This is a genomic window from Pedobacter gandavensis, from assembly GCF_032678465.1.
Classification (GTDB): Bacteria; Bacteroidota; Bacteroidia; order Sphingobacteriales; family Sphingobacteriaceae; genus Pedobacter; species Pedobacter gandavensis_B.
Genome location: NZ_JAVTSK010000011.1, coordinates 106,626 through 124,102 on the forward strand (window position 1 = coordinate 106,626; position 17,477 = coordinate 124,102).

14 protein-coding genes are annotated in these 17,477 nt (G+C 37.7%); 6 read left to right on the forward strand and 8 right to left on the reverse strand.

Annotation, left to right across the window (positions count from 1 at the left end):
- Positions 1–39: 39 nt before the first annotated feature.
- The 5 genes from R2Q94_RS18580 (at position 40) to R2Q94_RS18600 (ending at position 7,379) form a co-directional block, all read left to right on the forward strand.
- Entirely contained in the window at positions 40–642 is a 603-nt protein-coding gene (locus R2Q94_RS18580; protein ID WP_316822981.1) for an RNA polymerase sigma-70 factor, read from the forward strand.
- Between the two features lie 70 nt (positions 643–712).
- Positions 713–1,921 (forward strand): FecR family protein, encoded by a 1,209-nt coding sequence (locus R2Q94_RS18585; protein WP_316822982.1) that lies wholly within the window; start codon positions 713–715, stop codon positions 1,919–1,921.
- Between the two features lie 220 nt (positions 1,922–2,141).
- The gene (locus R2Q94_RS18590) at positions 2,142–5,471 is read left to right on the forward strand and encodes a TonB-dependent receptor (protein WP_316822983.1); all 3,330 of its coding nucleotides are present in this window, start codon (positions 2,142–2,144) and stop codon (positions 5,469–5,471) included.
- A gap of 18 nt (positions 5,472–5,489) precedes the next feature.
- Positions 5,490–6,911 (forward strand): RagB/SusD family nutrient uptake outer membrane protein, encoded by a 1,422-nt coding sequence (locus R2Q94_RS18595; protein ID WP_316822984.1) that lies wholly within the window; start codon positions 5,490–5,492, stop codon positions 6,909–6,911.
- A gap of 12 nt (positions 6,912–6,923) precedes the next feature.
- Positions 6,924–7,379, forward strand: a complete 456-nt coding sequence (locus R2Q94_RS18600; RefSeq protein ID WP_316822985.1) for a hypothetical protein — start codon at positions 6,924–6,926, stop codon at positions 7,377–7,379.
- Between the two features lie 83 nt (positions 7,380–7,462).
- Here the strand turns inward: R2Q94_RS18600 and R2Q94_RS18605 are convergent, their stop codons facing one another.
- Positions 7,463–8,689, reverse strand: coding sequence for a glycoside hydrolase family 16 protein (locus R2Q94_RS18605; protein WP_316822986.1), 1,227 nt, complete (start codon positions 8,687–8,689; stop codon positions 7,463–7,465).
- Between the two features lie 273 nt (positions 8,690–8,962).
- Between R2Q94_RS18605 and R2Q94_RS18610 the strand changes: the two genes are divergently transcribed.
- Complete coding sequence (locus R2Q94_RS18610) at positions 8,963–10,138, forward strand: dicarboxylate/amino acid:cation symporter (protein ID WP_316822987.1); 1,176 nt, start codon at positions 8,963–8,965, stop codon at positions 10,136–10,138.
- Positions 10,139–10,262: 124 nt separating this feature from the next.
- Here the strand turns inward: R2Q94_RS18610 and R2Q94_RS18615 are convergent, their stop codons facing one another.
- The 7 genes from R2Q94_RS18615 to R2Q94_RS18645 form a co-directional block, all read right to left on the reverse strand.
- Positions 10,263–12,800, reverse strand: a complete 2,538-nt coding sequence (locus R2Q94_RS18615) for a multicopper oxidase domain-containing protein (protein ID WP_316822988.1) — start codon at positions 12,798–12,800, stop codon at positions 10,263–10,265.
- An 18-nt stretch (positions 12,801–12,818) separates the two neighbouring features.
- Positions 12,819–13,289, reverse strand: coding sequence for a heme-binding domain-containing protein (locus R2Q94_RS18620; RefSeq protein ID WP_316822989.1), 471 nt, complete (start codon positions 13,287–13,289; stop codon positions 12,819–12,821).
- 5 nt (positions 13,290–13,294) lie between these two features.
- Positions 13,295–13,867, reverse strand: coding sequence for a DUF3347 domain-containing protein (locus tag R2Q94_RS18625; RefSeq protein WP_316822990.1), 573 nt, complete (start codon positions 13,865–13,867; stop codon positions 13,295–13,297).
- Between the two features lie 149 nt (positions 13,868–14,016).
- A complete protein-coding gene (locus R2Q94_RS18630; RefSeq protein ID WP_316822991.1) occupies positions 14,017–14,505 on the reverse strand; it encodes a DUF3347 domain-containing protein in 489 nt (162 codons plus the stop codon).
- A gap of 110 nt (positions 14,506–14,615) precedes the next feature.
- Positions 14,616–15,044: a hypothetical protein gene (locus R2Q94_RS18635; protein WP_316822992.1), complete on the reverse strand. Its 429-nt coding sequence runs from the start codon at positions 15,042–15,044 to the stop codon at positions 14,616–14,618.
- Between the two features lie 792 nt (positions 15,045–15,836).
- Positions 15,837–16,232, reverse strand: coding sequence for a DUF6896 domain-containing protein (locus R2Q94_RS18640; protein ID WP_316822993.1), 396 nt, complete (start codon positions 16,230–16,232; stop codon positions 15,837–15,839).
- A complete protein-coding gene (locus tag R2Q94_RS18645; RefSeq protein WP_316822994.1) occupies positions 16,232–16,909 on the reverse strand; it encodes a hypothetical protein in 678 nt (225 codons plus the stop codon). Before R2Q94_RS18645 ends, R2Q94_RS18640 begins: the two co-directional genes overlap by 1 nt.
- Between the last annotated feature and the right edge of the window lie 568 nt (positions 16,910–17,477).

Genomic DNA, 17,477 nt, shown 5'->3' on the forward strand with positions numbered 1-17,477 from the left:
CATAATATTGTGCTTAGGAGTAGATAAAAATAGGGATTAATGCCGATAGCGGAAATACAGGATGAAGTTTTTCGAATGAGTGAGTTTCGCGAGGGAGCAGATTCCGCATTTGTCTATTTTTTCAAACGTTATCATCAGTCTTTGGCCTACTACTCTTTCCGTTTGGTACAGGATGTTCAGGAAGCAGAAGACATTGTGGCTGAGTGCTTTTTCAAGTTATGGCAGCGTCGCCTGGAATTTGAAAGAGAAGAGAACATTAAGGCGTTTTTATACGTTGCATGTCGTAACGCCTGTCTGGATTACCTCCGCCACATCAAAGTCAGGTCAATTGCCCAACAGAGGTATTTTGATCAGCTTTTACAAGCTGAAGAAACAATATTATACAAAATCATTAAAGCGGAAGTATTGTATGAGCTGAATCTCGAAATTGAACTGCTGCCAGAAAACTATCGTCGGGTTTTCAGAATGATATTCTTTGATCATAAAAAAACAGATGAGATCGCAAATGAGCTTGGTCTAACCATACAAACCATTCGTAATTACAAGTCCCGCGCAACAGAATTATTGAAAACAAGCATGATTAAAAAAGGCCTTTCAGGCGCAATGCTATTGGCTTTGATGCGGATGTTGAACAATCCTTAAAAATAAATGGTTTTTTTTGGGTTGTTTGGTTTTATCGTACGTCTTACTAATAAAATAGATTAAAGTACGATTGAAAACCTACATCCCTATGTTAAAAGACCAGTTTCGTATTTCCAAATTGATCATTGCGTCACTGCGTGGCACCATTGATAGGGAAGAACAGTCCGAACTGGACAATTGGGTAGCTGCTTCTGCTGACAATAGGAAATTCATGCAAGACTTTACAGAAGAACAGCTTGCTTCCGACTTACAGGTTTTCCGTTCTGTAAATGAAGATGCGATATGGGCAAAGATAAACCAGCGTTTGAGAAGTGCTAAGGAACCGAAAAAAACAAAATTTAAGGCTTTAAAATGGATTAATTATAAGGTGGCCGCAGCTGCGGTTATTACCTTTGTGTTTGGTATTTGGCTTTACACCTCAGGTTATATTGAAGAAAATGCAACCAGGGAAAATTTAATGAATAATGAAATTGTTCCCGGAAAAACTGGCGCCACTTTAACCTTGTCCAATGGTAAAACGATTGTGCTTGGCGGGGAGAAAGACGGCAAACTAGCCGAGGAGGCAGGGATCAGCATTAGCAAAACCAAAGATGGACAATTGGAATATACTATTTCAGGATCAGCAGGTAGCACAGAAGGAAAAATAAATACCTTAAGCACTGCCTCTGGCCAAACGTATATCCTGAATTTACCAGATCGTTCCAGAGTTTATTTAAACGCCGCCTCTTCTTTAACCTATCCATCCAGTTTTTCGGGTTCTAAAATCAGGCGAGTTGAGCTGTTGGGAGAAGGTTATTTTGAAATTGCCGAAGATAAAGAACATCCATTTATTGTGGAAAGTCTAGGGCAACAAGTAGAGGTTTTGGGTACCCATTTTAACATCAACGCTTATCAGAATGAGCCTGCGCTAAAGACTACTTTAACGAAAGGCTCTGTTAAAGTCTCCAATACCTCCGGAAACCAGTTTTCAATACTAAAACCCGGTGAACAGTCTATTTTAACCGATCATAGCATCAATGTGACTAAAGTAGATACAGACCTAGCCATAGCCTGGAAAAACAATGAGTTCATTTTTGAAAATGAATCTATTGAAAGTATTATGCGTATGGTTGAGCGCTGGTATAACGTAGATGTCACTTACATCGGATCCAGGCCTACAGAAAGGTTTGTCGGCGTCTTATCCCGATTCGACAATGTCGCCAAACTACTTCAATTGCTCGAGTCAACTGGAGGAGTCAATTTCACAATTGAAGGACGAAAAATATTTGTCTCTAAATAACATAAAATCATATCACTTAAACCAAACCAACAACCCATGAAAAGAAGTCTCCCCCCTTAGCGCTAAATCGAAAGCATGGCTATGTTCTGAAATCAAGAACCAGAAGTAGATCACTACTCCTGGTCCCTTATCCGACATATTCACTAATAATTTATTAATTAAATCGCGTGTGCCTGTTCCCTGGAAAGTAGAGGCATACCGCATCAATCGAATTAAGCAAATGTATAAAAAATATACAAGACAACTTCGTGTGCCTAAACGACACGCCACTAAATTAGGGCTTATTATGCGTCTAACCACCGTTATTTTAACAGCTACCTTTATGCAGGTCAGTGCAACTGGACTTGCACAAAAGATCAGTTTGTCCAAATCAAATGCCCCATTAGTATCAGTTCTTAGTGATATTAAGAAGAAAACAGGATACAATTTTATTATCACAGAAAGATTATTAAAAACCGCCAAACCGGTAAATATCCATGTAAATGGTCTCGAACTTGAAGAAATACTGGACAGGATATTCCTACTTCAATCACTGAACTTTCAGATCGAGAGTAAAACCGTGATCATATCGAAAAAGGCGCCTTCCCTTTGGAACACACTTGCCGATCGTTGGGCTAATATTGATGTAAGCGGTACCATAGCAGATGAGCATGGACTACCATTACCTGGTGCAACGATTACCGTGAAGGGAACTGGAAAAAAGGCAATTTCAAGTGTAAATGGTCAATTTCAATTGAAGAATGTAGATGAAAAGGCAGAATTGGTGATTAGTTATCTGGGCTATGAAATCAAGGAATTGAAGGTCGCTAAGGACATGGGCACGATTAAGCTCAAGCCTAATGAAAATAATTTAGATGATGTAGTTATTTCAGGATTTGGTATTAAGCAAGCTAAGAAGGATTTAACCGGAGCCAGCTCACAGGTATCCGGGAATGACATCTCAAAAATACCTGTACAAAGTTTCGACAATGCTTTGTCCGGACGTGCTTCAGGTGTTCAGGTAACCTCTTCAAGTGGTTTGCCTGGTGCCGCGGTTTCCGTGAATGTACGTGGAATAAGTTCTATCACTGCCGGAACTGAGCCTTTATACATTGTGGATGGAGTACAGGTAATTTCAGGAGATAATTCCAGACAGTTTGCTTCTTCAAATGCTCTTGCAGGTATTAATCCTGATGATATTGAGTCTATCAGTATTCTAAAAGATGCAGCATCAGCTTCTATATATGGAGCTCAAGCCGCCAATGGCGTTGTTGTCATTACAACAAAAAGAGGAAAAAGCGGTAAAACCCAAATCAACTTTAATCCCTCAATTGGCTTTTCTAACCTCATTAAAAAGGCCCCAATATTGAATACTCCAGAGTTTATTCAGTTATCTAAGGAGGCCATCGTGAACCGTTATGGAAGCCTTAGTGCTGCGCCTGCAGCTGTACAAACTTTACTGGCCTCATTTGGTGATCCGGCTACCGCTCCTACCTATGACTGGCAGGATGAGGTATTTCGTACAGGTCTTTCACAAAACTATATTTTGAATGCAACAGGTGGAAATGAAAAAACAAAATTCTTTGTTTCAGGAGCCTATAACAAACTAGTTGGCCAGGAGATCGGACAGGATTTCGATAGGGCGACTGCCAGATTAAATCTTGATCACAAAATTAGCACGAAATTCTCTTTTGAAACCAGTTTGAATTTAAGCTCGTTTACGCAAAATGGTACTTCAGGAGGTACGGCACTCGCTAATCCAAACAGAACTGCAATTCTGATGGCTCCAATCAATCCAATCTATAACCCAGACGGAACGTATAACACTTTGTTATATGGGGCATATGCCAATAACGTAGTACAGACCGCAAATTATAATATACAAAGAGCCAACACTAAAGCAGTTGTAGGTAATGTCGTATTAAACTATCAAATTCTTCCGGATCTGAAATTCCGTTCTTCATTCTCAGAGAATTACAGTTATATCGCAGAAAACAGCTATACTGATCCAAGAACACCTGATGGCGCTTCTGTTAGTGGAAGAGCCAGTGTTGCCAATACTACGTTTACTGACTTCAATACCGATCAGACGCTTAATTATTCCCATATTTTTAACCAAAAACATAAACTCAATGTAATCGGTGGTTTTAGTTATAAACAAGAGGTTAATGAAGGAAATAATGCTTCTGGAACAGGTTTCCCAAGCTATCAATTCAAAACACTTCAATCAGCAGCTGTGAAAACAGAAGCGAATTCATTTTATACCACTTACAAACTTGCGGGATATTTTGCGAGAGCAGATTATTCATTTAATGAGAAATATTTAGCCTCTGCAACAGTGCGTCGTGACGGATCATCAAGATTCGGGTCAAATAAACGATACGGTACTTTCCCTGCGGGATCATTGGGATGGAGATTATCCAAAGAAGATTTTCTTTCTGAGCTGACCTGGATAGATGAATTAAAACTGAGAGGTAGTTATGGTATTCTTGGAAACTCTTCTATTGGAAATTTTGCCTCCAGATCGCTATATCAAGGTTCAGGCTCCTATAACGGCCAGCCTGGAATATCCCCTACTCTGGGTAATAATGATTTATCATGGGAGCAGGCAGCAACAACTGATGTCGGTGTTGATTTCTCTTTCTTCAAAGGCCGCTTGTCAGGAGGTGTAGGTGCTTTTCGTAAAAAGACAACTGAACTGTTATTGTCAAGAAACCTACCGATTACCAGTGGTTATTCAGGTATAAATACGAATATCGGAAAATTGAAAAACGAAGGTATAGAGGTTGAATTAAATACCATTAATATCAAAAGCACAGATTTTGAATGGTCAACTACCTTAAATGCGACTTTCATTAGAAGTAAGCTTTTAGAGCTGAATGACGGCCTTCAGCAATTAAACAGTACTTATTTTGTAGGAAAACCTTTATTATCTTATTTCCTTGTCGAATATGCAGGTGTAAACCCTGCTGATGGTAATCCAATGTATTATGATATCAACGGAAACATCACTTATAACCCTACTGCTGCTGACCGAAAAATTCTAGGCAGTCAATTACCTAAAGGATATGGTGGATTAACCAATACCTTCAGGTATAAAGCACTTACGCTTACGACTTTTATTCAATATCAGTATGGTAGTAAAATCAATAACGTGGATGCCCAGTTTAGCAGACGTATGGGCAGTACTATAGACAGGAATCAGGATAGAAGTGAATTACGCAGATGGCAAAGTCCAGGTGATATCACCGATACACCAAGACCATACTATAATACAGGAGTACCAGCTGCCGCACAATCAGGAGGAATCACTTATCTTTCTCCCTATGGCGCTACAAGCAGATTTATAGAAGATGGTTCTTATATCAGGTTAAAGAATATTAACCTTTCTTACAGGGTTCCTGTAGCATGGTTAGGTTCAACCTTCAGATCTCTTCAGGTATATGCACAAGCCTATAACCTGGTTACTTTAACTAAGTTTACCGGCCTTGATCCAGAAGTTCAGGGTAGCTCTTCAGGTATTGTTCCACAATATAAGAACTACACTTTTGGTGTACAATTAGGGCTTTAATTTCAAATAAAAACTAAGATGAAAAATTATATATTATTATTGGTTGTAGGGTCTGCACTGACGTTCTCGTCCTGTAAAAAAATGTTGGATACAGAGCCTAGACAGTCTATCTCAGCCGAAGGTGCGCTAAGTTCCATAACGGGCATACAGGGTTTACTAACAAATGTGTACAGTAATTTACAGGCTTCAGGAAATTTCGGAAGGGATATCATTATCAAGTCCGAAGTCTTATCAGATAACTGCAGAATTACAGTTTCCAACTCCAACCGCTTTGTTGGTGATTACAACAATACATTACGTACACATTTTGTAGAATACACTACATTTTATCCTATCATTAATAAATGTAACCTGATTTTAGATAATGTAGACCAAGCAAGTGATGGTACACCAGCCCAGAAAGCCACGATTAAAGGTCAGGCCTTGTTCATCAGAGCTTTATTGTATTTTACTTTGGCTAATGAATATGGATACAACCCCAAACATACGCCGGGCAACTTTGATCTGGGTGTGCCTATCGTTTTGAAAGGAGTTTCTAGTGTAACCGAGGTGACTTATCCATCGAGAAGTAAAGTTTCCGAAGTTTATGCTCAGGTTGAAAAGGATCTTGACGAAGCTATTGGCATTTTGACTAATCCAAATGGATTAACGGCTAAAACAATTATTGGAAAAGCTGCAGCTCAGGCTTTAAGATCCAGAGTAGCCTTATACAATGAGGAATGGCAAAATGCAATAAACAACGCTACAGAAGCAATCACTGCCAATGTGGGAACATTCGTTTCTACCGCAACAGCAGCGGGTTATTCTTCTATTTTCAATCAAAAGAATAGCCCAGAATCCATTTTCGAAATCAATTTTGATGTCTCAGAAAGTTTAGGGTCAAACAGTCTTCAAAGCATTTATCAACGTCTTGGAAATTCATCAACCAGTTCAAGTGGCTATGGTGATGTTGTTCCTTCCAACAGTCTTTTGAATGCATATGAAGTAGGCGATATCCGAAAAACAGCCGTTTTAATACCGGTTGTTAAGTCTGGCGAATCAGTTTTCTGGGTACAGAAATATCCTGGATCCGGAGGTGCATATGGCCTGGATAATGTAAGAATGATTCGTGTATCTGAAATGTACCTAACGAGAGCAGAAGCTTATGCACGTTTAGGGCAGGACGACAAAGCTCAGGATGATGTGAATAAAATTCGTATCAGGGCTGGTCTTACTCCAACAACAGCAACAGGTCCTGCACTTTTAAATGTGATTCTAAATGAAAGAAGAATTGAACTGGCTTACGAAGGTGATCGTTGGTTTGATTTGGTTAGACGTGGGGCTAATATTGTAAAAGATAATGGAACGCTTCTTTTTGCAACAGATGTGCGTATCCTATCTTATATTCCGCAAGGTCAATTAGATATAAACTCAAATCTGGTTCAAAATCCAGGTTATTAAATGATAAAAGAAATGAAAAAGATTTTAAAATACACATTTGTTATAGGTCTGGTCTCACTGATGTTTACGGCCTGTAAAAAAGAATATCAAACTTATAAAGGGCCCACAGTAGTGGAGTTTTCGCCCGCTATTAAAAGTAGGCCACAGGGAACTGTTGTGGCTCCTGGATATGATAGCGTTAAGGTCCAGTTAGTCGGTCCTCAGAGATCATCTGATCTGGAATTAAGCTATACTATTGATCCAAAGAGTACAGCAGTTGAAGGAACTCATTATAATATTCCAAAACTAGGGACACTTACTTTACCTGCCAACAGTAGTTTTGGTTATATTCGAGTAAATCTGGTACCAGGCAGTATTCCCAACAATCAAACCGCAAGCCAAAAAAAGCTCATCTTCAATTTAACTGGGAATTCAGAAGTACCAGCAAGTGTAAACTATAAGACATATACACTTACCATAACTTTCTAATCAGCATATATTTAAGAATTATAGAGGTTGTTTCATCGATTCAACCTCTATTTTTAATAATAACCTATATCTGATACTTCGGCTTACGGAATAGTTAAAGTTCCCCTTGTTGCTTTACTGGAGACTCCATTTGCATCAATAAAATCCACAAAAAACTCAAAATCTGCCCCTGATTTATAACCAGCTGCCTGCAACATGGCCTGGGTAATCGTAATTTTAGAACCTGATAATCCGAAAGCTCCCAGATCGTTCCCTAAGGCATACCAATGTACGCTTGAATTGGCAGGTACATTGGTAACTGTAAAAGTTTGCGATCCGCCTTTTACGATCTTTGCTGATGCAGGTGAAAGATGGGGTTGAATTGGATTTTGTACATACTGACTTCTTTTATCCATATTGATCAGGCCATAGTATCTAACATATTCTATTTCCATAACCGCGGGCATTGCAGTTTTTTTGATATTTTTCCCAACAAAATCACCACCAACGCTTAGGCAAATATTTAGGTCAAAGTAATCATTGAACGGCCATCCATCATACCCTTTGCCATTGTTGCTGAAAGTACGCATCAGGATTCCATTAAAGTACCATTTGATATCATCAGGGGTCCAGTCCATTCTATATTCATTGAACTGGTTCAGTGTAACAGGGGTGCGCATCCTAACCATATTTGAAGCACCATAGGATTTCGCTGAATGAACATTATAGTTAATTTCACCATCATTTTGTCCTTTAATTTCCACAATGTCAAATTCGCCACAACTGGGCCAGGTTTTTAGATCATAGTCTTTGTGACGCTCACCGAAGCCAAAAATTGCCGGCCAAAGTCCAGTACCTAATGGCATTTTTGCTTTGATTATATATCTGCCGTAACGTTGTTTTTTGTTGGAAACAATTTTTCCTGAGGTATAATCAAAGCCATTGTATGGCTCACTTAAAGCAATAATCTTTAATTTACCATCTTCCACTTTCACATTCTTAGATCTGCCAGTGAAATACTGAAGCTCATGATTCCCCCAGCCATAGTATCCATTGCCGGTACTCATATTCCATTTCTTTGGATCAGGAGTACCCATGTAGTTAAATTCATCTCCCCAGGTTATTGATGGACTGAATTTATATTGGAATCCAATAACAGGTGGATCAGTTTTGTTTACTACATCTTCCCAGGCAACTGCCTTTAAATAACCCTGTAATGGTAAGGACTGCTCAGGTAAAATGTCATTAATTGAAACAATAGCAGGCTTATTGTAATCAAAATGCCAAATGGTTTCAGTTGCTGATTTGGTAATTTCTATATTTGCTATCATTGACCTTCAATCTATTTTGTAAACTGAACAATTACCTTGGAAATATACAGTTATTTTCATCTATTCTATTGGAATGAGGGAATGGATGAAAGTGTATTGATCCTGAAATATTCATGAAGTTCAGGTATGCTGATGATTTGAATCATATATGGGATGTATACTAGTTTTTTCAACTAAAAGCCTTGAAAAATCTTAGGCCCGCCTTTTTTGATGTATATTGCAGGCACATTCTACAATAAGACTTTCATAGTCTTTTACTATTCAGCATATATAATGAAGCGTTTATTTTCTAACTTACTATTTAAAGTATTTCTTGCCATAGTTCTAGGTATTTTTTTCGGACAATTTCTACCCGAATCTATAAACAGGATATTTACAACCTTTAATGATTTTTTTGGCCAGTTTTTAAACTTTGCCATTCCCTTGATTATAATGGGCTTAATCATGCCAGCTATCTCTGATTTAGGCAAAAGCGCTGGTAAATTATTGTTGCTTACTGTTGCTATTGCCTATGGTTCGACCTTATTTTCGGGCTTTAGCACTTATTTTGCGGCAGCGGGAATATTTCCACAACTTTTGGCAACTCATGTAAATGATCTGGTTCAAATTTCCAATGCTAGTCCGGAGCTAACACCTTATTTTAGTATCAGCATCCCGCCTGCTTTAGATGTCATGACCTCTTTATTTCTAGCATTTGTTATTGGCTTGGGAGTTTCATATCAAGAAAACTCAACCTTAAAATTAGTAGTTAAAGACTTCCAGACAATTATAATGCAACTCATAGAAAACGTGATTGTTCCACTGTTGCCATTGTTTATCCTGGGGATTTTCGCGAGTATGTCATTTAGCGGAAAGGTATTCTCCATCCTTTCGGTATTCATAAGTATCATCGGAGTAATTTTTGCTTTGCACATATTACTACTACTTATTCAATACACTATTGCAGGCTTCATCACAAAGAAAAATCCTTTTAAACTATTACTGGCGATGTTACCAGCATATTTCACGGCATTGGGCACACAATCTTCGGCAGCTACTATTCCGGTTACACTGGAGCAGACTTTGAAAAATGGCGTTTCTGAGAGAATTGCAGGTTTTGTAATCCCTTTATGTGCTACAATACACCTATCTGGAAGTATCATGAAAATTACGGCTTGTGCGATGGCATTAATGATTTTAAGGGGAATGCCTTTTGACTTTACGCTTTTCGCAGGATTTATATTTATGCTAGGAATTGCAATGGTTGCGGCCCCAGGAGTTCCTGGAGGAGCAATTATGGCAGCTGTGGGTATCCTACAATCTATGCTTGGTTTTAACGAAGAGATGATTGGGTTAATGATAGCATTATATATTGCAATGGATAGTTTTGGTACGGCTTGCAATGTAACTGGTGATGGAGCTATTGCTTTAGTTGTTGATAAATTGACGAGCTCTGGCGAAAGGAAATAACCCAACATGTCAACTTACTGACAGCATGTTACAATAACTCATTAATCATTTAAGTGACCAGAGAAAGATGAAAAGTCATTTCTGTTATTTTATAAGTTTGCGTCATAATTTGATGATTAATGAGTTAATAATTTAATGTTAGACCGGCACCATAGCCCATGTCGCTGTCATAATGAGTGGACAGCCCAAGATATTTAGTTACGATGTATCTGAATCCAACCATATATTCCTTATCTGTATTCACCATGAATTGAGAACGTAGTCTTTTAGATATCGGTATGTCTTCTCTCAACAATTGAAATCTGACATTTCCTTTATGGTCGACTGAAGCGTCTGCAACAATTAACATTGGAAGCGTATATTGTACCCCCAGATGAAATACCTGTCTGAAATTTTTGGTATTACGCTGTCCAAAAATATTATTATCCGGCGTTAAGGATTGTCCAAAAATGTTCTTTTCTTTTGGATCAATTGTTCTTTTTCTAAAATCCCAACCCACATAAGGGAAGAGCCACTGATTTCGTCCAATATATCTACCGAAATGACTTTCACTTTCGTAACCCATTTCTTTATCAAATCCAATTCTCCATTCGGTTGTAAAGCGATAACGAGTATTGGAAAGCATAATTACTCCGTCACTGCCATTGGTTTCAATTCCTACTTTTGCCATGGAATGAAACCTATTGTCATCCGCTTTAAGCATTTTATAAGCATGTTCTGGATGAGGTAATTCAGGATTCGGAGGAGAGTTTTCATAACTAAACACCCTACCCATCCCGCTCATCATATGATACAGGATATGACAATGAAAAAACCAATCACCGCTTGTATTTGCTGCAAATTCTATTGTATCTCTTTCCATTGGCATAATATCCAGAACATTTTTTAATGGTGCATATTCACCTTGCTCATTCAATATTCTAAAATCGTGACCATGTAGGTGCATCGGATGACGCATCATACTGTTATTAAATAAAACGACCCGTACATTTTCACCCTTTTTAATCAGTATTTTATCACTTTCCGAAAGGGTTTTATCATTCATGGTCCAGACATAACGGTTCATGTTACCGGTAAGATCAAACTTCAACTCTTTTAAAGGTCCATCGGGTAAAGTTGTTTTTTTAGGACTACGGAGCATCCCATAATTTAAAGTGACCAAATTCGGGTCATCAGCAGCCATGTTCATTCCTGGCATAGTTTCTACTTTCGAATGCTCTTCACCTGTTACTTCCGGATACATAACTGTATTCATATCCATGACTTGGTTTTGCATTTTCATACCTTCCATTGGAATCATGTTACCAGCCATGTCCATCATATCATTCATCATTTTCATTCCTGAAAAGTACTTCAGCTTCGGTAATTTCTGAGCACGCACCTTTTCTCCCTTGCCCAACCACAAGGATGCAGAGCCGGTTCTGTCTTCCGGTGTTACCAGAAATTCATAACTCTTATTCTCAAGAATGGTTACCACTACATCGTAAGTCTCAGACACGGCAATGATCAACCTATCCACCTCTAATGGCTCTACATCATTTCCATCGGAGGCTACCACCGTAATTTTACCACCTGCATAGGTCAACCAAAAATAGTCTGATGCTCCGCCATTGGCTATGCGCAATCTGACTTTATCCCCTGCTTTAAATTGTGGTTGTGATTGTTGGTTTTTGTCGTTTATTAAAAAATTATCATAATATACATCACTAACATCCATTGCATTCAGACGCTTCCATTCGTTACTGAGCTTTGTTTTAAAGTGTCCATACCTGATCGCCTCTGCATAACTTTGCGTAGTTCCCTTTTTAATAGCAAACCAGTCATTGGCACTCTTCAGACTTCGCTGAATTTCTTCCGGCTTCATGTCAGACCATTCCGTTATCGCAACTGGAATGGTAGGTATATCCCATTCCTCTCTTTTTTTCATGATGAACATCCCGTTCATACCAATCTGCTCCTGCAACATATAATGGCTATGGTAAAAATGTGTCCCACTCTGGATGATTGGAAACTTGTAAATGAACGTCGTATGAGGTGCTATTGGCATTTGAGTAAGATAAGGCACACCATCATATTGGTTGGGCAAAAACACGCCATGCCAATGCAGTGAGGTAGGTTCATCTAAATTATTGTGAACATGTATTTCAGCAGTATCACCTTCAGTAAAAGTAAGTGTGGGCATTGGTATCTGCCCATTTACAGCAATTGCTCTTTTTGGTTTCTTCCCATAGGTAACGGTTGTATCAGCAACATACAGATCATAACGGACCGTTCGTGGTGGCACTTTACTCAAGACCGTTTTGATTGGTCCTAAATTTAACTTTGCCCTCCTGATGTTTTCCAAGGTAGCACTATTATCTCCCATCTTCATATCGCCCATGTTGTCCATCTCATCCTTCTTAGGAGTATTTTTCATAGGCATTTCCATATGCTCATGCTTTGGTGTGTTTGCCTTGGTCTTTTCCGGCACTAGTTTCATTCCACACTTCGGACAATTACCAGGCTTGGAAATCTGAATTTCAGGATGCATAGAACAGGTATAAACCGTTTGTAACGGCTCTTTACTTTCTTTTTTTTGTATTGGCATTTTCATTTCCTTCATATCCTGAGCAGAAGCTGCAGTAAAAAAGATCAATAAAAAGGCTGTTAATATGTTTTTCATACCTTTAGTGATTAAGGGTTAGTTAAGATTCCTTTTGGTTAGACTATCCTTTGAATTTTGAACCCAGTTGATGATTTTCAATTTCTCCGCATCGCTCAAAATGGCATTTTTATGAATCAGGGTATAGGAAAACAAAGGCATTTTATTTTCTTTTAAACTATTCTCTATAGCGCGTAATTTACTCTGTTGTCTCCTTCGCTTATAGGATCCAAATTCATTAAAATTCAGTTCTTTTTTACCAGATTGTATATGGTAATTCATATACCAGTGTACAGGCTGTACATTGGTATACCAGGGATAATTTGTATTGTTGCTATGACAATCATAACAAGCTTTCTTCAGGATGCCCTGTACATCATTTGGCATGTCTACAACTTTAGAAATATCATTTGGCATATCCTGCCCACTTTTATTGTGGGCAGGATGTACAAACTGGACAATTACCAGGATTACCAGCAATCCAGGAAGTATCTTATTTATACCTTTCATGACTACTATTTTAATTCCTCCTTAACAGAACCACAAGTTGGCATCCCTTTTCCAAGATAAGGATTTTTGATTTCCCGGACTTCAGTCAACCAGATTGCCCCCTTATTGTCATTATACATTGGACACTGATCAACATATAAGGGTCGATTAGCTCCAAGTAGTTTAACAAGGTCGTACATGTCTTTACTCAATATATCAAAGTGCTCACGCTGATGCTTAATATTTCCGACATTTGCAGCAATATGTTCTGCATGCTCCTTAGCATCATCTTTTATATCTGTATAGGCTTTACTTTGTTCTGGAGTTAAAGATTCTATATCAAAAGAAGTAAAACCTGCGACCATTTCATTTCCTGCTTCTGCGGCCTCCTTATCATTATCAGTAGTAAATGCATTTTTTAATTTGAGGTAGGAATTTAATAGTTCTGTAGTAGCTGCAGTTTTTACAGGCGATTCCGGGCCTGCATCCTTACTTACTGTAGCCTCAGAGGTAATGTCATTTTGGTTTTTATTACTACTACTAGAACAAGCAGCTAGAAATAGTAAAGAAAAAGCCAGGCTATAAATTGATATTTTCATGATATTTTCATTATTTTAAAAGGTGTTACCTACTTCAGGAATAAAAGATCTTTCTCATATCCTCAAGTAGAATTAATTATTAAAATGGACGTTAATGATACAGCCGGAAGCCCATGTATAGGGACGCGCTAAACAATCAACAAAAAGAATCACTTTAAAGTTTCCTTAACCGTCCCACAGGTTAACATTTGTTTACCGAAATAAGGGTTTTTAATTGCCGCATTATCCGAAAGCCAATAGCTCTTTTTCATCGGACAATAATCATAATAAACCGGCTCTTCGCTAAGCTTTACAACTCTTGCCAATTTAAAGAGGTTGGCTGAAAAATTAGCAAACTGTTCCCGTTGGAGGGAAAGATCTTTAGTTTCTGAGATCTGTTTGGCATCAAATCCAAGTTTATCCTGAAAGCCCATAAAAGCCTTCATTTCTTCCTGGGACAATAATCTCCTATCCATACTATTCAGAACTTCAGCAAACTTAGTTGCTTTTGATGAGGCTAAGCCAGCATCAGAATTCACTAAAGCATTTTTAATGTCGTAATAAGAAGTCAATAAAGCTTTTGTCTGGCTATTCTGAGCAAAACCAGGTTTGATCCATAAAGTTGCAACTAAAGCAACTACGAACAATATCTTTTTCATGAAGTAATAATTTAATGTTTATACTATTTTTTAGACATAGCTATAACTATGTCAATACATATATGTACGTTAAAAGCAGTAAACTAGCTATTTAACAAAAACAATAAATTCTATATCTGAAAACTTTGAATAGCTATACGAATGTCCTGATTAGGTGGTCTTTCTCTATGATCAGCATAGACACTTTGAGCCAGCTTAACACTGGCTAGAGGAGCTAATAAAGAATGAGAAAAATCAGGCAGGGATATTATAGGAACAGGCGCCTGAAACTTAATACTTTCTGGAATTTGCTTACTCTGAATTATTAAATCATTGACTAGGCTTTTGCAGCAAAGGTCTTCCTGTGAAACATGTTGACCAGAAATTTGAGTACTTTTTCCTATTGCATGATGATGTTCATGATCTTTGTCTGAATGATTATCCACTTTATAAGAATGGTGCGGATCATGAAAATCAACTTCCATTCCTAAGGCGCAGCCAAACCCCACAACAGTGTTGAGCAAAAATATAACTAGCAGAAAGATAGCTTTACTTTTCATGACCATACAAACCTATAGAAAGATGATAAAATAATTTTACATAATTCCGAGTTTATTTTATATCCACCAAGGTTCTGCAGGAACCTTGGTTTCAATTCTCGAAAACAGTCTCTAGCCAAAAGGAGCAACTCCAGTTGCTAGTTACAATTATGCCTGATTGTCAAATAATTTCTAAACTCATCAATACAGAACATAAAACAACATTATAAATTAGACAGTTATGAAAGCTGAGAAACAAAATAGTGCAAACAAAAACTAACTATCAATAATCACCTAGAAATATTTTTTTGTTGGAATTTGAGATTGAAATATACATAAATAATCGGCCTTATATTAATTTTGTTCGCTTAAATAAGTACGATACTCCTCTTGTATCATCCCAGCACTTTCAAAGTGCTATCCATTTTAGCGCCATATTCATCTGACGAAAAACTTATAGCGTCGTCTACAGTAGAAAACGTAGTGACAATCCCAAGCGGTTCATCCGGATCCAAAGTCGAAAACTCGTAAATATCAAGGAAATGTTCGCTTCCTCATCAAAAGATTCAATATAAGCAACACTATATTCATCACTACTTTCTTTCTCAATGCTTATCCATCTTTAAACGATATAACCATCCTCTAGTTTATAACCAAGCCATTGTTCAACAGTTCTACCTAGAATTAGGTTAGTGCTAAACTGTTCATTTTGCAAATACATCATTTATACTATAAATATCTCTATAAAACTCACCTTGCAGCTTCAACCTCCTACTTCTTATCATCTTTGATTTATATGACTCAAATAACTATTCAAACCTTAACCTGAAAAATAGGGAAGCTAACTCCATTAATCTCCAGAAGAACTAATCTTTTCGTTTCAACCAGTTTTAGTAAACCCGTATGAACATCGTCCAAACTAAATTTTAATTTATTCCACCTCTCGTTAGTTTTAATAAATTCGTACATTTTCCAGCTGGAAAATTTAATGGGGAAATCGTTTTCAGGTAAAAAATCAAATTCACAGATGATACCATCTTTTTCTAGCCTACAGCCAGCACCATGATAAAAAAAACTATAACTACCAATTTCACCATTTTTAATACTGATAAAATCATCTTCCGATTTATTTTGACATTTTATAAGGCTTTTATATTCTTCTATAAAATTTACGTACTCAATTAAAATTTCGTTTAAATAATTCTCCATTAGAATAATCTTTTTTGTATTTCCTGAACTTTACTTTTAAATATTTTCATTGCTTCTACTGCGTTTAGTTGTACTACATTTATGGTCTGATTATTTTGAATTGCAGCTTTAATCCTGTTATGTGCATCAAGAATGTATGTTTTTCCTTTATGTACATATGTGTAAATAGGCTCCGCAAAAACATACGGATCATTTGCTTTCATTTTTTCTGCAATTGAAGCTACCTTTTCCACGGACTGGCCTTCTTTCTCAGTAGATATCAATGTTTTTAATTTCGCAGGATTGTATTTTAGAAATGAAGATGCTCCTCCTCCAGAAAGGAATTCCAAACCTCCAACTCTTCCATATGGAGTATATCCTTCAATTTTTCCATCTGCATCTACCTTATATCTAAAACCAGACTCTGGGTCTGTCCATATTCGTGGCTGAATGGCATACCAAAATCTCGCCAAGAACGAGGATCCCTGCTCATACACTTTATCTCCTCTCTGGGGCTTAGTAAGATCTTGTTGTTGATCTACGACATTATCACCATTGCCGTCCGAAAAACCTGCGTTCCCATTATTAGTCCTTGTCGTCCCACTTTCTGAAGGTTTATCCCAAATATCATCTAGGAACGACTGAGACAACATTCCATCAGCATCGATAAAGTGCGCCGGATTGTCATTACCATACACATAAGGTGACTATCTTCTGGCCTTTTCAGCCAATGCATCAATCACCTTCCATCTGCCTATCCCCGGGTCATAGAACCTTCTCCCATAATCGTACAGGCTACCAAATTTTTTAGCCGTTTCCAAACTTTGTCAGCTGCACGTTTTCAGTGCTATAAAGAACGTCCTCTACCAAAGATATAGATTTGACTTTCATCCAACAACCTTGTTTTTCGACTGTTATTGCTGCTTGTTTTTTGCAAGGAGCAGTGCTATGAAAGGTCGTGTTTGTTCGTTAGATCATCCGTAACAGCAAAGATAGCCTCGAAAAAAAACAGTGAAGGGACAACAGGAGGCAAGGGCAGCAAAATACAGAGTGAAGTTATGTTGTAAGCTTTCTAAGTTTTGATGCCCTGAGGATGATGACATCAAGCACCTAGTATTTAAAATACAACCAGATTTGATGCAGGAAATTAGCAACTTAATTCTATTTTTGAATGATCTGATTTTAAGGAAACCTTACACTTGACCTCCCCGCGAAAAACCAGACATCCGAGAATTCGAAAAAATCTGCAATTACTTAACTTAAACA